Raw genomic sequence first — 21,334 nt, forward strand, 5'->3', positions numbered from 1 at the left:
ATGAAAATGAGAGAGGGGCGCGCCATGCGCCTCTTTCGCCATTTTCTGATTCTTCGATTGTTTAGGGATGTTTCGAGAAATGGAGTGCGTTTTTATGAACACGTTGACGAATAAAGATAAGCTGGCACTGCAGGTCAGCCTTGCTTTGGTTGCCGGCATGTTCAGTTTGATGCCTGTGGCGCAGGGAGCGCCGGTGCTGAAAGAAGTTGTCACTGGCGGGGCAAAAGTCTATCAGACAGATGATGGTGCAATGACGGCAGTTGTGCCGGATGCCAATGCCACTGGCGTTAGCAATAATGTCATAAATTGGCAGGATTTTTCTGTGGGCAGCAGCGAAAAAGTAATTTTTGATGCTCATGACGCAGCGGGAAGTGGGTACGACAAGACCAACAACTATCTCAATGTGGTCACTGGGAATGGAACGTCCTATGTCAATGGTGCCATGAAGGGCGGAAACCATGTTTATCTGGTAAATCCCAACGGCATCATTATGGGAGAAAACGCTGATGTTGACGTGGGGAATCTCTATTTGTCCACCAAGGCGCTTGATCCTAATGATTTTATAGGTGCGGATTTAAGCCAAGGGGCTTCTGTGCTTGGAAATACTTCGCCCCAGGCCGAAGTGGTCAATATGGGCACGATACAGGCTAATTCTGTCTATGCAGAAGGAACTGAAGTAAGATTTTTTAATACAAAGGATGTACAATATAAGGCTGTCAGCGATACATCAGATACGTCAGGTGTTGAGTTGCCTCCACTTAGCAGCACTAGCAATACCAGTACAAATAGTGGTGTGAAATTAAAAGGGACTAATTATGTCCATGTAGGATATGAGGCGACAGCAAAAGCGACTGGCACTGCACAGACTGCTGATGCCAATGGCCAGTATTATAGTCCGGATGGGACATATGCAGCTTCTACATTAGGATATGTCATCAATGGATCGGCGTATGCCTTTAACGCTGGGGTCAATGATTATGACTATGCCTTGGTGCGCAATGATTATGAATTACAGAATATGAACAGCAATAAAAAGATAAATTATATGCTGTCATTGAAAGGTACAAATACAGATATAGATACTATTGATTTATCAGAGCACTTTGCTCTTAACGAAGATATGGAGGGGGGATTCACACCAGTTGGTGATGCGACCAATCCCTTTGAAGGAAAATTTGATGGTAATTTTTATAAAATTAGTGATTTGGCTGTAGTGGGATATGAGTATGCTGGTTTATTTGGCTATACTAAGAATGCTGACATAAGAAATGTTGGTATAGTCAATCCTAAGGTTTATGCAGGATCTGACGTAGCGACTGAAAAGAATGGCTATGGAGGTGCCATAGCAGGATTGGTAGACCACACCACCTTGGAAAATGTATACAGTGTTGCTGATAATCCTGCATATAACATTAGTGCATCGGGCTACTCGGTTACTGATACTGCTGGAAGCGAGACATTTATATATGAAGGACAGGCTATTGGTGGGTTGGTTGGCAAAGCTACTAATGGAACGACTATAAAAAACGCATATAATGCCACTGATGTTCTGAATGGAGGTGGTATAGTAGGGATACTTAATGGGGGATCTTCGATTGAAAATGCATATAATACAGGTAACTTGGTCAATTTGATTGATGATTCTGTTGAAGAGGGAAGCACAGCAGTTCACTACGGTATAGCTGATGATGCTACTGGTGCGTCCAGCATCAAGAATGTATATAACACCGGAAAATATATACCCTCACATGGGGCTTCCGAAACTACGTATGATTCTGATAGTGCGAGCGTAGGGGCTTTGGTGCCTACCACTAATAATGGTATCATAACCAATGGTTACACGGTTGAAACGACTATATCAGATGGAGTTATAACGGCAGCTACGATTACACCTGTAGGTACAAATAGCGCAGTAGATACCACTTCTACAGATGGACTTTTAGCGAAAAGCTATGGCTTTTTTTCAGCCGATGAAAGCGGAAATGCCAAACAATCCAGCGATGCATGGCGCATCTATGACAAACATAGTCTGCCCCTTCTTCGCAGTTTCCTCCGAGCCAATGGCAATGGCACTATTCCTGTAAGCTTTGACCTGAATCTTTATGCTGATGATTCTCCGGACGCAGAACCAGCAAACAACACTCCTATACCCTATAATTCCAATGAAGTGGTCTACAATGGTTATTATATTGGAGCCACTAATGTAAGGAGCGACACTTCTCGTGGCATTACTTCTGGTATAAAAACAGCAACATCAGGCAGGATAAAAAATGCCGATGAGTCGTTTGCGCCCTTCTATAGCGACAGTCAGAACGGCTATGATATTGCTGACTCTACTATCAGCATAACGAAGCGCAATATCGTTCCTCCCTATGATATGACCATCAACAAGGTTTATGATGGTACACCGTATGCCACTGATGAGATGCGGGCGGCTTTTGGTACCAGCGATAGTGCTGTTGATGTGGCAGATTATTATAATCGCACTGGGATTTTGGTGGAAACAGGCCTTGTGAAGACCAGCGTAGGCGGAGTAATGACTGCGGAGAATGTCTCTCTTAGCGGCAGTGCGGTTTCTTCTGCTACATACTATACGAAGGACACGGATATTTCCAATGCAGCTAACAGGATACCGGCGAATTATGCAGTGAATGTCAGCCAGGCTCCTGATGCTGAAAATGCTGTTCCTGTGCATGTGACCTGGAACAGCACAGCTGCAATAGATACGACTTCTACCGCTAATACCGACGGCGATAGTGTCCTGGATTATGCAAATTATGATTTTGATGTCAGTGCTTTTATTGACGGAACAAATACTGTCACGGGTTATATAACTCCGCGTCCTATTTATGTCCAACTGCAGACTGCTGAAGGCTTGGACAAGGTTTATGACAGTACCGACAATGTAGTGTACAAGGAAGAAGGCTGGGCAAGTGCGGCTTCCAATGTGAAGAATGTCAGCTCAGTTGCAGGGCAGGCTCTGGGGCTTAGCGACTATGGCGTTGTGTGTACTGACAATGCCGTTATGTCTGTTGCCGATCCCTACTACACGAACGGCACGGAAAGGGTGTTTAATGCAGGTACTGGCTATACGGCTAACTATGCGGTAACATTTACGTCCTCAAATGCAAACTTTGAGAAGGAGAATTATGAGATATACTCCTATACACCTGCCACTGAGACAACAGCGGCTGGCTCTGCCCTTTTGACTACTGATGATAGCGGCAGTTTCCTGATGACCGGCACCGGCAAGATTGACCAGCGCACTGTCTATACCACCAATGCCGAGTTGAACTACCAGGATCCTGACACGGAGGCAATATCTGCTGTTGACTACCGCAAGACCTATGACTACACCACTGCCTATAATGAAGCAAACCATGTAGATTTCAACACCACCGGTGGCACTGTGTCTGTTGAGGATGCGGTTGCGCAGACTTATACTACGGGGGTTATCTCCGGCGATACTATCACTTTTTCTCTGGTAACAGAAGATGACTCCAGTACGGAGACTATTGAGAATGGGCCTACTTTCTACAAGGACAACAAAACTGATACTGCTAACGAAGTGGCGGATGCTGCCTATGTGGGGTACTATGTAAAAGTTGGCGGCAACAGTGCAGGAAACTACAAGTTTGCCAGTGGTACTGCAGAAAACCCGGGCGAGGAAATCACTCTTGATGCCGGCAATAATATGCAGATCTTCCATGCAGGTGGCATTGACAGGCGCGACCTTTATCTGACGCTGAATCAGTCTGCCGGTATTGACAAAACCTACGACGGCAATGCAAATTTGGTGGATTCTGCCACCAGAGCCTATGCTTCCCATACGGATAACAGCAATATTGGCAATGTCACATATACGAACAGTTCTCTGGAAAAAATTGCTGCAGATGGAACTGCCTGGAATATCAGCGCAGCCTATCAGTTAACCGGTAATGAAGGCGCGGCCAAGAATGTCCGCAAAGTAGATGGTGAAGTGGTTGAAAACGGCAAGAATATCAATTATGCTGTGTCCCTAACCGGTGAATATGCGGATAACTATACACTTCATGTGGGGGACAGTGCTGATGGCAATGAGCAAGATGTTAATGGAACCAACCCTGTCCAGTTCACTGCCACCGGCAAGATTGCTCCTGTCACCATCAACAAGGTAACCTTCGCTGGCGTGTCCAAGAAATACGATGGCACCAGCGCAGTGGGAGAGGTGAACGGTGCTACTCAGACGGATAACTATATCACCATCAATGGCGTGACTGATGCAAATGGCCATTCTGTGTTGGTGGGTGAAGAAACCCTGCAGGATATATTCGGCGACAATATTGATGCCAATGGCAAGTATACGGGCTCGGTCATTACGGGCACCTATGGCAATACAGTAGCTTATAGGGCGGGAGATACATCTCAGTTCAGCACCACGAACGACCAGAATGAGGAAATAGCCCAGCATGTGAATCCCACCAAGGGTTCTAATACCGATTACACCCGCTATGTGAAATATGAGCATCTGGATACGGCCATGGTGAACGACAACTATGAACTGGCAGACAGCACTCAGTATGGCACGGGTGTCATCAACCCCCTGACGGTTACTTCTCTTGCTTATGGCAATATTGGTTCGGCAGAAAAAGTCTATGACGGTACCTCGAACCTGATTGGAGCGGGGACGGCTGCTAGCCCCACCACCTATAAGGTGACCTACAATGCGAACGGCACGGTGGAGTCTGCCACCGCACTTGATGCTACTGAGGGGGCCACCCTGGTAGGCACTCTGATGGGCAGCAATTCGGCTCTGGGCGTTTCGGACATTCCCCTTTCCTATACGGTGAATGGGGACAGCTATTTTGCCAAAAATGATGAGACAGCTACCGCCAATGCAACTGATGCGACCAAGGTGGTTTACAAACTGACTGTGGCGGATGCCAGCGGCTATGGGGACTATACCCTCGGTGCACATGCAGATACTACTTATAGCAATGTCGTTGCAGATGGCTCTGACGGTGTAGCTGTGATAAGCGGCAGCGGCTCCATCACGCCGCGTCACGTCTTCGTGGACGGTGAGACTCAGACCAAGACCTATGATGGGGGCACTGCCATCAGCGCCAATGGCTCTGATGTGGTGAGCATGAGCGCCCAGTCCGGCCAGACGGCTGTGACGGGTTTGCTGTCGGCTGATGAGGATAAGAACAATTCCACGGCTGTTTATCATGCGGATGCAGGTCAGGGGTACGGGGCAAAGGATGCCAACTGGGATACCAATACGAATGCCCTTTTCCGCAATGATGACAAGACTGTGAGGTTTACTCCGTCCCTTTCTGCCAATGGCACCAACTATGTTTTCTATCATGACGGTTCTGAAGTGACCGGCACCTTTGACACCACGGGACATATCATCGAGCAAAGGGATTTGCAGGTTACTTTTGATGATATTGCCAAGACCTTTGATGAAAATGATTATGTCAAGACCAATGGTGAGCATCAGGTCACCCTTACTACAGGTTCGGGATCTGCTGTTTTTGCCCCCTTGACTGGCGATACGGTGACCATCACCACGCAGAATACCAGCCAGTTCCTGCCTTTGGATAGCGGGAATGCAATTTCTTCCACTTATGCAGGCACACATGATGTGCGTTATGACTTGGTGGTTTCCGGGGCTGATTATCGCAACTACCGCCTGGTTGACGGCAACAATAATGTCTTGACTACAGGGACCAATGCTTCCGGGGATGCCACTGCCACAGGCAAAGGCAGCGGCACGATAAATGCTGCCTCGGCAAACACGGCTGCTGCTGATTTTGGGGCAATTAACAAGGTTTATGATGGCAATACAAATGTGACATATACCCATACGGCGACAGGTGGCTATGACCATGACCAGGTGGGGAGCGATGATAGTTACCATGTGAATGGCCTGACTATTGGCACCTATACACTGAATGCCGACCAGTACAGCATTTTGAGCGCTATCTATGATAGTGCTGATGTGGGCGATAACAGGTACGCAACCTATACGTTCCAGATTACGGACACGAATTTCACCAATAACGTAGATCTGTCAGGGCTTGGGAATACCGACTCTTATCACTATAATGCTACTGATCATACATTTACCTTGAATAACAATAACGGCAGCATTACGGCGAAGAACATCTATGCCACGCTGACAGATCAGTACGTCAATCCTACCAAGGCTTATGACAACAACACTACTGTCCTCAATGCAGCGACTAAAGGCGATAATGGCAGCACAATTAATCAGACGGTGGCTAATTCTTATGTCACTATTGATGGATTCCGCTCTGAGGATACAAACTTCACGGTCACTCCCACTTATTTGAATGAGAACGTGCAGGCAGATGGCAATGAGGTTAGATATGATATTGCAGTAAGCAACAACTACAAATTGTACACCGGCACTTATGATAATCGTTCTGAGGATCAGTATCTGACAGGTGCGGGCACCATCAATCCGAGGGAGATTTCCCTAGCTGCCACCAATGTTGCTACGAAGACCTATGATACAACCGCTGATGTCAAGATGACGGCGGCTGATGGCGTGACTGTGCCGACCTTTACCGTTGCCACTGGGGTTGACGGGGAAAGCTTCACTATTGCCACCAGCGGCAATAATGCTATCGTTGGTACTTATGGCAATTATGACAGCACTGATGGCTTCACGGCCAATGCCAATGTGGCGCTCAATGACGATGATACTGTGGGGTACAAGTCTGTCAAGTATACTAATGTGCTGGATGCATTGACACCGGGTGCGAATACCCTTATGTCCAATTATACCCTGGTCAGCGGCAACGGTGGTGTTTACAGCGCTGATGATGGTGGCACTGTGACCTTCGCCACCGGCAAGGGCCAGATCAACAAGCTGGGCGTGAACGGTATTACGGCTAATGTTGGTTCGGTTAGCAAGGTTTATGATGGGACTGATGCCTTTACCTACAACCATACTGAGGCGGACGGCTACGTGGGCGACCAGATAAAGCAGGTCACTGACGCAGAATCTACTGTCAACAATAATGTGGTGCTTCACCTCACTTCAGGCGGCACGCTGAACCTTGACTACGGTTATACCATCAATGAAGGAAACAATAAAACCCGCTTCAACTTCACTGATGCCGGCACTGGCACTGTTACCTATAACTTCACTGTCAGCAGGGATGTACTCAGGAGTTTTGACCTCACTGGCATCAGCGCAGACAGTGATGGTACTTACAGTTTCGACAAAACTGATGGGCTTGGCACCATCGAGGCCAAGGATATCAAGGTCACTATGAGTTCTGCAGGCACAGCCGCCAAACCCACCAAGGAATATGACGGCACCACCAATGTGCTGAATGTTTCCTTCGATGCAGCCGCCAATAACGCGACTGTAGATCAGACGCAGGCCAAGTCCTATGTGACTGCCAATGGCTTTGTCAATGGTGAGACCTATACTGTGGCTGCTGCCTACACTGACGAGAATGTCATCAGGGATGCGGCTAATGAAGTGCAGACCGGTGCCCATACGGTGACTTATACCGTGAGCACTGATAGCAACAACTATCGGCTAGTGGATGCTGACCTGAATGCTGATGCCAGCGGCAACGTGAGCCTGACGGGGATTGGCACCATCACTCCTCGCTTTGTCACCCTTGCTGCTGATGCGGCTGTGAAGACCTATGACCAGAATGCCGATGTGAAGCTGACAAATACGGGACTTGAAACCGGCGACCAGCTGCCCAATCTCAGGGTAGCTACCGGGGTGACCGGGGAGACTATCAATACTGCTGTCACAAGCGGTAAATATGGCAACTATGCCGACGGGACTTTCACCGAAGATGCAAATGTGGCCCTTGATGCCAACAGGGATGCAGACTGGAAGGCCGTCAAGTATAGTGGCGTGAGCATTTCTGCAGGCGCCAATACTGACCTGAATAACTACCAGCTGGTAGACGGCGACGCAGTCAAGAATGCAGACGGCGATTGGATCTTTGCGGCTGACAAAGAGAAGGGTAAGATCACCAAGCGCACGATAACTGGCGGTGATGCAGATATTACTTCCTTCAGCAAGGTTTATGATGGCAGCAAATCCCTTATTTATGACCATAAATCCTACGATGATGGTGGGGATTATGATGACGATCAGGTTGACAGCAACACTGCCATAACAAATGTCAGCAATGTCACCTTGGGTGGCTATGGCATTGGTCAGGATGATTATTCTGTAGATACGGAAAACACAAAATACACTGATGCCAATGCTTCTTCGGCAGCAAATAAGACTATTACCTATGCGCTGAAGGTGGACAGCGATGTCATCAGCAATTACAATCCTGTGGGATTTGGTACTTGGAACAGCGATAACAGTTTTACCTTTACCAAGGACACCAATGACAATTCCATTACGGCGAAGAATATTTATGCTTCCCTGACCGATCAGGCAACCAGTGCGGCTCCCACCAAGGTCTACAACGGCAATGAGTATGTGGTGAACAACACCCAGGCCAATCCCACCGGCACGACTAGGGATGTCAGCGGCTATGTGTCTGTGACGGGGCTGGTGAATGATGCTTCCCTTGGTGTGCAGGATACTGCGACTATCACGGCGGCATATGAAAATCCAGATGTGGCAGGGGAGAATGGCAGTGTAGTTGCCTATACAGCCACCATCACCAATCCTGGCAACTACAAGCTCTACACCAAGAATGCCCAGGGCGTAGTAGTGGATGCCGATGGCGATGCTACTGAGAATACAAACAATGTCCTGAAGGGCACCGGCACCATCACGCCGAAGGAAGTGACCTTCCGGGCAGGCTATACCCAGAAAACCTATGATAATGAGACTAGCACCACGCCAGTAGATGCGGCGCATGATAACGAGTATCAGGCACCTGCCTACACCTTTGCAGGCATGGTGAATGGTGAGACTCTGACAGTGGATGGCCGTTACATCAAGGGCACTTATGTAAAGGCAACTGGCGACAACTACACGCCGGATTCCCATGTGGAAGCAACCTTGAACAACGATGGCAGCGTGGCTAATGTGAATTTCAAGGCTGTGCAGTATGAGGGCCTGAATGAGGCCTTTGCTAATGCTGAAGGTACTGGAAATCTTTCCAACTATGTGTTGGCGGGAGCCGAGACTGCAGGTGGCGTGGCTGCTACTTCCTTTGATGCAGACAGCGGCAAGGCCATCTATGGCGCGGACCGCGAAATCGGCAAGATTCTCAGAAGGTCGCTCAATGCTAGTGATATTGAAGCGGAATGGAAAAATGGAGCAGAGAAGGTTTATGACAGAACAGCTGATGTCGATGATCATACAAAGTGGTTCTCCATCCACACCATTGCTGCCAATACCGGTGGGGTCGAGTATCAGCTGGCCTATGATCTAGGCAACGGCGGCGCCAAGCATATTAAGGCAGACGGCACTGAAGTTAAGGATGTCGGCAACCATTACCTGAAGTATGATGTGGCAGGCCTAAGCGGTTCTACCAATATTGACTTTGATATCAGTGGACTTACCGGTGGCGAGTTCACTCAGGTATATACTTCTATTGATGATGGCGTTAAAGGCAAGATTACACCTTACACTATTCGTGGCAATGTTACGAATGGCAACATCAAGACCTATGATGGCACGGATGCGGCAGATGCAAGCTATTTCTCCTTCAATGCTGATGATGTGCAGTTCATGCGGGATGATAATGTGCTGGGCAGCAATGCTTCACTGACCGACCTCGTAAATGTAGGGGCAAAGTATACTGACAGTGCGAACGCTTCCATCGACCCGTATCTGGCAGCAGCAAACGCGCCTGGGAACAGGACTGTGACCTATACCTTGACGGATACTACCAGCACTGGCACAGGCGTCCTTAGCAACTATCAGCTGGAGGCAGGTTCCTACACTGGCACAGGCGATATCCGTCAGCGTGAGGTCTATGTGGTGGACAAGGGTGGCGAGGTCGTTACCAAGACTTATGACGGCGGTACCGCTCTGCCAGACGGAGCTGATCCCGGCAGCAGGTTTAAGCTTGCAGAGAGGGACGATGCGGCCAAGACCGGCATTGTAGAGGGCGAGGAAGATATTGTCCTGAATAAGGAGGCCATCACTGGCACCTATACTTCCAAGGATGTGAACCGCGAAAATGGTGCGGTGGTCAATACCGAAGTGAAGTATCAGGACTTCGCTCTTCAGGACAGCGATGCCACCACCGGCGGCATTTTGTCGAACTATTATCTCACTACCAAAGATTCCAACGGCACGGCAACTGTGACTGGGGAATATGGCACCACTACGGATGTCAATTATGGGACAGAAAATAACAAGATTGTCATCACCGAGACCAAGGGCGGCAGGATCACTCCCAAGGAAATCGCAGTAAATGTCGTCGCAAGCCCGGAAAAGGTGTATGACCGTAATACAGATGTGACCGGGGATTATGCCAAGGTGGGTAACCTGGCGGCAAGAGTTGACGGGAATAATCTAACTGTTGAAAGCAGCAGCGACAATGTGGTGACCTTTGCAACGGGCATCAGTGATGATGAGGTGAAGATTACCCTCGATGAAGCAGCCTACAGAGACAAGAATGCCGGCATAGGAACAAAGATCAGTGACTACAGCCTCAACTGGGACAATGGCAACTATGACCTGACGGGGGAGGGCACTGACGGAGGAGATACCTTTACGAAAACAGGCAACCTCGCAGGCACTCTGACGGACAATACAGGCACTATCAATCCCAAACTCGTGAGGATTGATTCTGTGGACAATGCAGAGAAGATCTATGATGGCAACGACAAAGTTACCTCAGACCCTGGTTTCGGTATTGTCGCTGATGATCAAAATATGCTGGAGGCAGACGGTCTGGGTTCAAACCTGGCTATTTCCGGAACCTACGATAACAAGAATGCCAATATCAATCCTACGGAGTCTGTAAAGAAGGACAAGGTCGTGAACTACACCCTGTCCTGGCATGGCGGGGATACGCAGGCGCAGCAGAACTACACCTTTGCAACGGCCAACGGTGAAGCGTATGACTTCCAAGGCACCGGCGATATTCGTCAGCGCAAGGTCTATGTGGTGGACAAGGGTGGCGAGGTCGTTACCAAGACTTATGACGGCGGTACCGCTCTGCCAGACGGAGCTGATCCCGGCAGCAGGTTTAAGCTTGCAGAGAGGGACGATGCGGCCAAGACCGGCATTGTAGAGGGCGAGGAAGATATTGTCCTGAATAAGGAGGCCATCACTGGCACCTATACTTCCAAGGATGTGAACCGCGAAAATGGTGCGGTGGTCAATACCGAAGTGAAGTATCAGGAATTCGCTCTTCAGGACAGCGATGCCACCATCGGCGGCATTTTGTCGAACTATTACCTCACTACCAAAGATTCCACCGGCACGGCAACCGTGACCGGGGAATATGGCGGCACCACTGATGTTGCTTATGGAACAGAGAACAATAAGGTTGTCATTACTGAGGAAAAAGGAGGCAGGATTAACCCCAAGCAAATCACAGTAAATGTCATCAACAGCCCCGAAAAGGAGTATAATAGCGACATTGATGTGAATGGCTCCAAGGGGGACATCAAATACGCTTCGGTGAATAATCTGGAAGTGAAGATTGACGGTGCTGTCAAAGAGGGAGGCGCACTGAATGACGGTGCGCGGGTCATTGCGACAGGCATCAATGATGACCAGGTGATGATTGGCTTCAATGGGGCAAAGTATACGGATAAGAATGTCAGCTATGATGATAGTGGCCAGGTGAAGAGTGACAAGATAAGCAAGTATGATCTTAGCTGGAACAATGGCAACTATGACCTGGTAGGGGCGTCTGAGGATACCACCGGTGCCTCCGGCGATACACTGACCCAGGGTTATGATATAGACAAAAAAATCTATACTGGTATTTTGACAGACTACACAGGTACCATCAATCCCAGGCAGGTGAATGTTGCTTCGGTGGATAAAGCGGTAAAGACTTATGATGGCAATACAAATGTGACATCTAATCCTACCTTCACCATTGCTGAAGATGATCAGAAACTGCTGGATAAGGATGGGCTTGGTTCGTCCCTGTCTATTGACGGAACATATGCGGATAAGAATGCCAATATCTATCCTTCGGAGTATTCGGAAGAGGCAGAGGGAGGCAAGAGCGTAAATTACATCCTATCCTGGAACGGCGGAGACGAGCAGGAGCGTAAGAATTACAAATTCGCAGCCTCTGACGGTGAGGAATATGACTTCACAGGCAAGGGAGACATCCTGAGGCGCGCTGTCTATGTACAGGACGATGGCGGCAAGGTATTGACTAAGACTTATGATGGCGGTACGGATCTGCCGACCAATGCAAACCTGAAGAATAGGTTCAGCCTGGAGACGGCGGATGATGACACCGGCGTCATCGATAGCAGCGTGAAGCTGAAGAAGGGGACCATCACCGGCTCCTATGTGAATAAGTATGTGGCTCGCGATGATAGCGGCAAGGTTATCAACACGGCCGTTGAGTTCCAGGGGTTTGAACTGGAGGGTACGCTGGATAACAATGGGTTCAACAGCAAGGATAACTATTACCTCGCTACCAGGAATGACACCGGGACAGCACCGCTGACAAAAAGCTCGGATGGCAGTGAGACTGATGTTACTTACGGCACCAATGCGAGCGGCGGCATCCTCATCAAAGAGGAAAAGGGAGGCAGGATCAATCCCAAGAAGATTACGGTGAATGTCATCGAAAGCCCGGAAAAAGAGTATGACCGCACCAAGGATGTGGCTGATGCGTATAAGGCAGTTGACAACCTGGCAGTGAACGTTGATGGTAATATCCTTGATGGTACAGCTGATGACAATGCGTTGACCGTTAAAACGGGCATCAATGCTGATGAGGTGAAAATTACCCTTAACGATGCACAATATAAGGACAAGAATGCCAGCAAGGGCGACAAGGTCAGCAACTACAGCCTCAGCTGGGACAATGGCAACTATGTGCTGGCAGGGGAAAGCACGGACGCTGCCGGTGTTTCCGGCGATACTTTCAAGAATAAAGGCTATGATGCAGATACTGAAAACTTCACAGGCACTCTTACTGACTACACTGGCACCATCAATCCCAGGCTGGTGACTGTCACTTCTGTGGATAATGTGGAGAAGATTTATGACGGCACAGACGCAGTGACATCAGCACCTAGCTTCACCATTACCGATGATGACAAGGACATCCTAAAGAAGGATAAGCTGTATTCGTCGCTGGACATTTCCGGAACCTATGAGAATAAGAATGCCAATATCGATCCCGATCCTGATGCAGAAGCAACTGGTGGCAAGAATGTGAACTTTATCTTGTCATGGAATGACGGGGCGGAGCATAACAATTACATCTTCGCTGCCAATGGAGAGGCTGACTATGTAGGCAAGGGCGATATCCGCAGGCGGAAGGTTTATGTGGTGGACAATGGCGGCGATATATTTGCCAAGACTTATGACGGCGGGAAATCTTTGCCCGAGGGGGCGGATCTGTTCGACAGATTTACCCTGGCAGACAAGGACGAGGCTGCCGAGACCGGCATAATTGACAGCGATGTGGTACTGAAGAACGATGCCGTCAAAGGTGCTTATGTGGATAAGAATGTGGCTCGTGATGATAGTGGCAAGGTCATCAATAAGGGTGTGAAGTTCACAGGCTTCAAGCTGACGGATAGCAACACCGAAAATGGCAACGATGCCGGCAACTATTATCTCACCTACAAGGACAGCACAGGCACCATTCCATTGTCTGGCAGTTCTGATGAAACCGAAAGCATTGTCAACTATGAAACCGGCACGAAGGGAATAACCATCACCGAGGCAAAAGGAGGCAGGATAGAGCCGAAGAACGTCACCATCAGCGTAAAAAAGAGCCCCACCAAGGTCTACGATGCAAGCGAACTGGTGACGGGCAGCTACGACGACGATGGCACCGAAGTGACCTATGCCTCTGCTTCCAATCTGGAGGCGGCGGCAGATGGCGCAAATGTTAGCAGGTCCTTTGGCAATACCAATCAGGTTACCTTTGAGCTTGATTATGATAATGGCAATACGGATAAGTTCACTGTCAGTATCAAGGGCGATCCTGCCTATGAGGACAAGAATGTCAGCAGGGATAAGGATGGCAGCGTATTGAAGGACAAGATCACTACCTATAATCTTAGCTGGACTAACGGCAACTATAATCTGGTGGGTGAAACTACTGCCACTACGCCCGGTCAGGAGCAGGATACCTTCACTGCTGATGGCAATGAAGGCTACACTGAAGGCAACAAGAAGCGCACTGGCGTGTTGAAGGATTATGCAGGCGAAATCACCCCTTACAAGCTCAAAGTCAAGGGCATGGATTCTTCCAAGACCTACGACAGGACAGTCAATGCGGACAGCCCTGAAGTCACTGCCACCTTTGACAAGGCTTCTACGGAACTGATCAATATGGATATGGCTGGCAGCGGCAATGTGCAGGATTTTCTGGGCTTGACTGTGAAGCGGGGTACCTATGGTGCGCCCACGGATGCGGCCAAGTCCAAGGCGCTGAAAGGTGGTAAGGCTACTGAGGCAGAGATTGCAGCAGCCGAGAACCAGGATTCTGCCTTCAACAGGACGGCAGATCCCTTCCAGCATCAGGTGTCCTACAGTGGCATTGCTATTACCAATGGCAACTATGAGATTGACGAGGAATTTGACGGCACAGGCACCATTAACAGGGCGATTGTCACGGCCAAGGCCGGTAGTGCCACGATTACCGCCGGCGATGATATGCCGGTCTTTACGGGCACACTGGAGGGCTTTGTGGCAGGTGAGCCTGATGTGACGTATACTGTCACCGAGACGGTTACGGATGCGGATGGCAATACTACCACTGTTGAAAAAGAGGTCATGGTTCCCTATGACGAGTATTACAAGGAGCGTATCTACTGGGGGCCTGATGCCAATGTCAGGAACTACAGCGTAGGCGAGCATTCTGTTTACGGCTGGTACCGCAGGGAGGAGGTTGCGACAGACCAGGACGGCAATAAGGTATATAACTACTATCTGGAGAAGGACACCAACCTGGACAAGAATTATACTTTGGCCCAGGAACCCGGCATCTTCACGGTTAAGCCGTCCTCTGGCGGCGGTGGCGGCAGCAGCACACCTGCACCCGTGGCACCGGCTCCTGAGCCTGTGATTTCTAAGCCTGTTACTGTTACTGAGACAGTGAATCCTGAGCCGGTTGTAGAACCAGTGATTCTGGATATCGGCTATGTAGACCGGCCCATTGTGGCGGACGGCTCTGTTTACAAGAATGTTTCCAAGGATACCAGCAATGTGAATAATTATGAGGCAAATGCTTCTATCCAGTATGGAAGCAGCGGAACTGGGACGGACAGCAGTGAGAATGGCACTATTGCTATCGATCGGGCAGAAGTGGTTAATCTCCTGGGTGGCGATGTAGCCAGCGATGGCACCATGTCCATTGCCAATACGGGCAGCAGTCAGGAACTTTCCGTGGAAAGCACGGAGGAAGGTTATCTGAGCGTGGGGACTAATGGCAAAGATGGCAGCATCGGCATTGAGATCGAGGACGAGAAGACAGATTTTGAGGGAACTATCGGCATCGAGATGGAAGAGAAAGAAGGCACCATCGGCCTGGAGACGGAAGATGGCACACTGCTGGATACTTCCTTTGAAGAAGGCTTGGCATATGAGGAGGATGGAGGGACTTCTGCTGGCAACAGGAGTAGCCGCATCAGCCTCAAGAGTGGCAGCAAGGACGGCGAAGCCGAGATAGTCGCCGATGATGGAAGCAAAGTGCAGCTTGATAACCTCCATCAGGATGATGAGGAAAAGGAGGATGAGGAAGAGGAAGAAAGCGAAGAAAATGAAGATCGTGAAGGAAAAGCGGCCATTGCTTACAGTGATGTAGCTTAATAGGAACGCCCTGCCTGGCTTATGTTTTGGCAGGGCGTTTTCATGTGCTTTGATGGACTTAGATGTATGACTGTGATAAAATAAGAAAGTAACGAAAATTGGCGCTTGGAAGTCTATAGATGATAAGGGGTAATGGGGATGGATAATCTGACCAAGAAAAGACTGGCGCAGGCGGTGGGAGCCTGCTTTGTTTTGGGAGCCTTGCAGGGGACGAGCTTTGCTGCGCCCTCCCTTTCCCGGCCCGGGCAGGATATTGAGGCGCAGGAACCGCTGCCCTCGGCTGAGGTGCAGGACGAGACCCCCACAGGTGAGGGGCTGCAGGAAGAGGTGCATTTCAAGGTGGAGAATTTCCGCCTGGAGGCGCCGGACCTTTATATTGATAAGGCACCCCTGGTGAAAATCCTGCAGGAGGGCATGAAGGAAGATCAGACCCTTACGGGGCTAAATGAGGTTATCAGGAAGATCACGGGGTACTGCCGCCAGCATGGCTATCCTGCTGCGGCGGCGTATCTGCCGCCCCAGACCAGCACGGACGGCGTGGTAGTGCTGAAGGTCATCCCCGGGCGCTATGGGGAAGTGAAGATTGAGAACCAGAGCAAGCTGAAGGAAAGGGTCATTCAGGGCTTCCTCAATGGCCTGACTAAAGAAAAAGGCAAGATTATCCGCACGGAGGATTTGGAAACCACCTTGTTCTCCCTGTCTGATGCCAGCGGCAACAAGGCCGTGGGCGTGCTGTCCCCGGGAGCGGAGTTCGGCACCAGCGACCTGACAGTGCGGATTGAGAAGGGCAAGAGTACCAATACCATTCTCTATGTGGAGAACTACGGCAGCAAGAATACAGGCCGCTACCGCTATGGCCTGCAGCACAGCATGTATGATGTGGGAGGCACCGGGGCGCGCATCAACGTGGGTACCCTTATTTCCAATGACCACCTGCATAACTACTACGCCAACTATGAAGCTTTGATAGGTCATGGCGGCACCACCCTGGGCTTGGGATACAGCCGCATGGACTATCAGGTGGGCGGGGCTCTGGGCAGCATCGGGGCAGAAGGTACGGCAGATACCATCAGCCTCTTCGGGCATCGTCCCATTTACCATTTGCACGACAAGCAGCTCAATGTGAACTACGGTCTTGATTTCCGCAAGCTGAAGGATGAGATCAAGGCCTTTGGCTTCAATACCAAGAAACACTCCACCAATGTGCATGTGGGCGTGGACGGATTCCTCCGGGTGGAGGGCCTGTACTTCGGCTACGGTCTCACTGCCCGCACGGGCTGGCTGGGGGCTGACTCCGACTATGGGGAGCAGCAGATTGAACTGGCCGGCACCAAGGGCAACTACAGCAAGCTGGAGGCTAATGCTACTGCTGTTAAGCGGCTGGGCAATATGGCAGATCTAATGGTGAAGGCTTCCGGGCAGGTGGCCAGCAAGAATCTGGACGGCTCCGAGGAGATTTACCTGGGAGGTGCCAATGCCATCCGGGCTTATCCACAGGGTACGGGCTCTGGTGACGAAGGTATCCTCGCCACGGCTGAACTGCGTTTCTATACCCCGGTGAAGGGGCTTGTTTTCAGCACTTATTATGATACGGGCTTTGTGAAGTACAACCATGGCGGGGAGTTATATATGACCCGCGACGGGGCTGTGGGCAGTTCCATCCACCTGCAGGGCTGGGGCGTAGGTCTTAGCTACACTGCTCCCGGGGACTGGTTTGCCCGTCTGGACTATGCCCGCCGCATCGGTGGAAGCAAGATGCTGACTGAGGATGAAAAGGCCAAGGGACGCCTGTGGTTTATGGCAGGCAAGATTTGGTAAGATACGAAGACATGAAAAAAGCTGCCGGCTGGCAGCTTTTTTCATGTCCTTATTTAACTATATGCTTCCCTCCCAGGAATCTTGGAGACCAGTAATCATCTGAGAGTTTGTCTATGCGCACGCCTTTGCTGGAACTGGTGTGGATGAACTCGCCGCTGCCCAGGTACAGGCCGCAGTGGGAGGCGCCTTTCTCGTAGGTTTCAAAGAAGACCAGATCTCCGGGAACGAGTTCCTTGGAGCTTTTGGTGCGCAATCCCAGCTTGTACTGCTCGTCGGCAGTGCGGGGGATGTTGATGCCCTGTTTGCCGAAGATGTACTGGAGATAGCCGGAGCAGTCAAAGGCTTTGGGAGTGGTGCCGCCGAACTGGTAGGGCACTCCAATATAGGATTTGGCTGTGGCTATGAGAGGTTTGACCTTGTTCTGGGGCAGGATGGTCTGGCCGTTGGGAGCCAGGGGGCCTTTGGAGCTGATAGCTTCGCCTTTGTCCTTGGGTTTCTCGATGTCTACCCCCCAGGTGTGGGGCTTGGCTTTTTTCAGAGCCCGCCAGGTGGCGTTGTTGACGATGCCGGTGATGCGGATTTTCTGGTCCCGCTGGAACTCGGCCACGGCCCGCTCGGTCTCTGCTCCGTAGACGCCGTCCAGGCTCTTGATCTTGTAGCCTATGCTGTTTAATTTTTGCTGAAGCACCATGACTTCGTGTCCGTGGCTGCCCTGCTGGAGGGTGGGAGAGGCCGCTGCCGTCAGCTGGCTGGCGGTGAGGATTATCCCCGCGGCCAGAGGCATCAGGAGAGCTTTCAGGTGGGGATGCCGCCTGTGTTTTTTGCGTCGCTGATGGATTTTGTGCAGGGCATAGAGGATACGAAGGGTACGAAAGTGCATAGGTATCGTCCTTTCCTTCTTATGGTGCTGGTAGATTTCTTATTTTATCTTATTTCTCCTGTACATGCTCCAATCCCTGGCCCATCAGGGTCAGCACATGATGATCATCCAGGGAGTAGAGGGCTTCCTTACCTTCCTTGCGGAACTTCACCAGTCGGGCTGTGCGCAGGACGCGGAGCTGATGTGAGATGGCAGACTGGCCCATTTCCAGAGTCTCGGCTATATCGCAGACGCAGAGTTCTTCCTCGGCGGCCAGCAGCGACAGTATTTTGATGCGGGTCTGGTCACCCAGGACTTTGAAGACTTCGGCCAGCGCCAGCGCGGTCTCGCTGTCCACTTTGTGCAGGCAGGCTGCTTTAATTTTTTCCGGGTGGGTGCAATGGATTTCGCAGCAATCGCAGCTGTCATTTTTTTCTATATCGGGCATTCTTTCCTCCAGGTTTTTCTTTATAGTATATCACTTTCAGTCATGAAATCTAAAAGAAAATTTTCTGCCGGGAGTTATGTACTGCAGGAGGCCCAGTTCTTCTTCATCTATCATGGCTGCTACATTGGTGCGGTGGTCGGCATCCTGAGGTGTTTTGATGATTTGCAGTTCCCCCATATACCTGCCGTAGTCCACGTTGTCTAAAGTCACGGCTCCCACTGGGCGGGAGGTTGTGTTCTCAGGGGCTATGGTGATGCCCACTTCCTTCATGTGGGTGCGGCTTTCCTGGGCGCGGATGGCGTCTCTGGCTTCATCCAGCCTGGCGGTGAAGGTCTGGCTCAGGAAGCGGCGAAGGTCTTCATTTTTGCTCAGAAGTTTGGCAGAGAGGGTCACTCTGTCACCGGAAAGGCTGCCCAGCGCGCCAATTTCTTCATCTGTGGGCAGGGAATCGGACAGCAGCACATAGTCCGTACCCAGGGCTACCAGATGGCGGGCGGCGAGGTCGCTGGGCTCAGGCCGGTGGTCTTCCAGGGTGGGGAGACCGTCTTTCAGAGGGCTTCGCTTCCTGCCCTTCTGGCTGGGGACGAAGGCCCCTACTTTGATGCCCAGCTTGTGGAGCATGACATTTTTTCGCACCAGTGCTTCTTCTGAGAGCCCTGTGCCCACCCTGGGGTAGAAATTGTGCAGGGCATCTATGACGGAAAAATCCGTCTTCAGTTCCACCAGCGCGGAGAGGATATGTCCCGTGATGGTGGAGGCGTTGAGCTGGAGCCTTACCCCATGGGGATGCCGGGACATGTGAGCAATCTGCTCCAGACCGAAGCCATAGTCCAGCCGCAGGGTGGTGATGCCCAGCATGCGGAAGGCAGAGATCTTGAATTCCTTGATGCCCAGAAGCTTCATGGTCTCGGGGCTGATATCCGAGATTATTTCCATGCCTGCATCATGGGCGGCATGGAGGATAGTGCCCAAATCCCTCTTCAGGGTTTCCATGTCCGTTTCTGGTATATGCAGGGAGGTAAAGAGCCGTTTCAGTCCAAGAGTCTGAGCTCTTTGAATCAAATCCAGATTTTCTTCCAAGGTGTTGTCCAGTCCGGGATAGATTGAAATTCCGTTTTCCATGTCTGAGCCCCTTTCCTGGGTCTTCCTATGTGTCCTCGGATGTTTCCGGCAGGTCGTCAAAGCCTATAAGCCAGGCGGCGATGAAACCTGCCACGTAAGAGATGAGAAGTCCTGCGATATAGATATTGATCTTATTTGCGGCCAGGGCCAGCGGCAGGCCGGAAATGCCGCTGGCGGCAGCGCCTACCATGTAGTATGACTGCCAGGCACCTCCAAAGGCACCACCCAGGCAGGCCGCCAGGAAAGGCCGCCCCAGAGGCAGGGTGACGCCGTAGATCAGGGGCTCGCCTATGCCCAGCAGGCCCACGGGCAGGGCTGAAAGAATGGCTTTCTTCAGATGCCTGTTTCTTGTTTTCACAAAGACCGCCAGACTGGCTCCTACCTGTCCTGCACCTGCCATGGCCAGAATGGGCAGCAGCAGGGTGACCCCGTAGCGGGAGATAAGTTCCGAGTGGATGGGAGACAGAGTCTGATGGATGCCCAGCATGACCATGGGCAGGAAGGTGCCTGAGAGCAGGAAGCCCGATATGATACTGCCCTGATGGATGACTCCTACTGCTATATCTGCAATGGTAAAGGCAATAAGCCCGGCAAAGGGCTGCAGGAAAAAGATGGCAAAGGCTGCTGCTGTGAGGTAGGTAAGCAGGGGGGTAAGCAGCAGACTGAGCGCGCCCGGTATGATTTTCCGCAGCGTTTTCTCAATCAGGGCCCCAAGGGCTGCTACCAGCAGTACTGCCACAACCCCGCCCCTGCCCGGAGTCAGGGGATAGCCATTCAGGGTGATGGCAGCCAGGTTCGGGTGGCTGATAAGTGCTCCCAGTATGCCTCCTATAACAGGGGTGCCGCCAAATTCTTTGGCAGAGTTGAAGCCCACAAAGATATTTATACCCCAGAAGGCTGTGTTGCCTACTACTGCAAAGAGCTGAAAAAGGTTGTTGGCTTCCAGTACGGGATAGTTGTAGCGGGCGATGTTCAGAGCACTGGTGATAAGTCCGCAGGCAATGAGGGCGGGGACCAGAGGCAGGAAAATGGAGCTGAGCTTCAGCAGGAATCTCCTGAGAGGTGGGAGCGCAGACGTATCGGGAATTTTGTCCGGGAGGGCCTCGCCGGGGGCCAGAGGCTTGCGTGCGAGGTCGCGTAGTTTCATAGTCAT

Annotated in this window: 6 protein-coding genes; 2 read left to right on the top strand and 4 right to left on the bottom strand. The window is 50.8% G+C overall.

What is annotated here, in order from left to right; all coding sequences use genetic code 11:
- Positions 1-94 precede the first annotated feature (94 nt).
- Both BLW59_RS05255 and BLW59_RS05260 read left to right on the top strand, forming a co-directional pair.
- Positions 95-15,934, top strand: a complete 15,840-nt coding sequence (locus BLW59_RS05255) for a filamentous hemagglutinin N-terminal domain-containing protein (protein ID WP_074696753.1) — start codon at positions 95-97, stop codon at positions 15,932-15,934.
- Between the two features lie 138 nt (positions 15,935-16,072).
- Positions 16,073-17,752 carry a ShlB/FhaC/HecB family hemolysin secretion/activation protein gene (locus BLW59_RS05260; RefSeq protein WP_074696755.1) on the top strand — a complete coding sequence of 560 codons (1,680 nt, stop codon included), beginning with the start codon at positions 16,073-16,075 and terminating at the stop codon, positions 17,750-17,752.
- Positions 17,753-17,801: 49 nt separating this feature from the next.
- Here BLW59_RS05260 and BLW59_RS05265 read toward each other — a convergent pair whose 3' ends face one another.
- From BLW59_RS05265 to BLW59_RS05280, 4 genes are all read right to left on the bottom strand, one after another.
- Complete coding sequence (locus BLW59_RS05265) at positions 17,802-18,536, bottom strand: NlpC/P60 family protein (protein WP_074696818.1); 735 nt, start codon at positions 18,534-18,536, stop codon at positions 17,802-17,804.
- A 145-nt stretch (positions 18,537-18,681) separates the two neighbouring features.
- Positions 18,682-19,059: an ArsR/SmtB family transcription factor gene (locus BLW59_RS05270; RefSeq protein WP_139283552.1), complete on the bottom strand. Its 378-nt coding sequence runs from the start codon at positions 19,057-19,059 to the stop codon at positions 18,682-18,684.
- 36 nt (positions 19,060-19,095) lie between these two features.
- The gene (locus tag BLW59_RS05275; protein WP_074696757.1) at positions 19,096-20,181 is read right to left on the bottom strand and encodes a DUF871 domain-containing protein; all 1,086 of its coding nucleotides are present in this window, start codon (positions 20,179-20,181) and stop codon (positions 19,096-19,098) included.
- A gap of 25 nt (positions 20,182-20,206) precedes the next feature.
- The gene (locus BLW59_RS05280; RefSeq protein WP_074696759.1) at positions 20,207-21,328 is read right to left on the bottom strand and encodes a PTS transporter subunit EIIC; all 1,122 of its coding nucleotides are present in this window, start codon (positions 21,326-21,328) and stop codon (positions 20,207-20,209) included.
- Between the last annotated feature and the right edge of the window lie 6 nt (positions 21,329-21,334).

It is taken from the genome of Selenomonas sp. KH1T6 (assembly GCF_900108415.1).
Taxonomy (GTDB): Bacteria; Bacillota; Negativicutes; order Selenomonadales; family Selenomonadaceae; genus Selenomonas_B; species Selenomonas_B ruminantium_A.

Bases quoted from the DNA above. Each gene is read 5' to 3' on its own strand.
- BLW59_RS05255 (WP_074696753.1), top strand. From the start codon at position 95: ATGAACACGTTGACGAATAAAGATAAGCTGGCACTGCAGGTCAGCCTT.
- BLW59_RS05260 (WP_074696755.1), top strand. From the start codon at position 16,073: ATGGATAATCTGACCAAGAAAAGACTGGCGCAGGCGGTGGGAGCCTGC.
- BLW59_RS05265 (WP_074696818.1), bottom strand. From the start codon at position 18,536: ATGCCTCTGGCCGCGGGGATAATCCTCACCGCCAGCCAGCTGACGGCA.
- BLW59_RS05270 (WP_139283552.1), bottom strand. From the start codon at position 19,059: ATGCCCGATATAGAAAAAAATGACAGCTGCGATTGCTGCGAAATCCAT.
- BLW59_RS05275 (WP_074696757.1), bottom strand. From the start codon at position 20,181: ATGGAAAACGGAATTTCAATCTATCCCGGACTGGACAACACCTTGGAA.
- BLW59_RS05280 (WP_074696759.1), bottom strand. From the start codon at position 21,328: ATGAAACTACGCGACCTCGCACGCAAGCCTCTGGCCCCCGGCGAGGCC.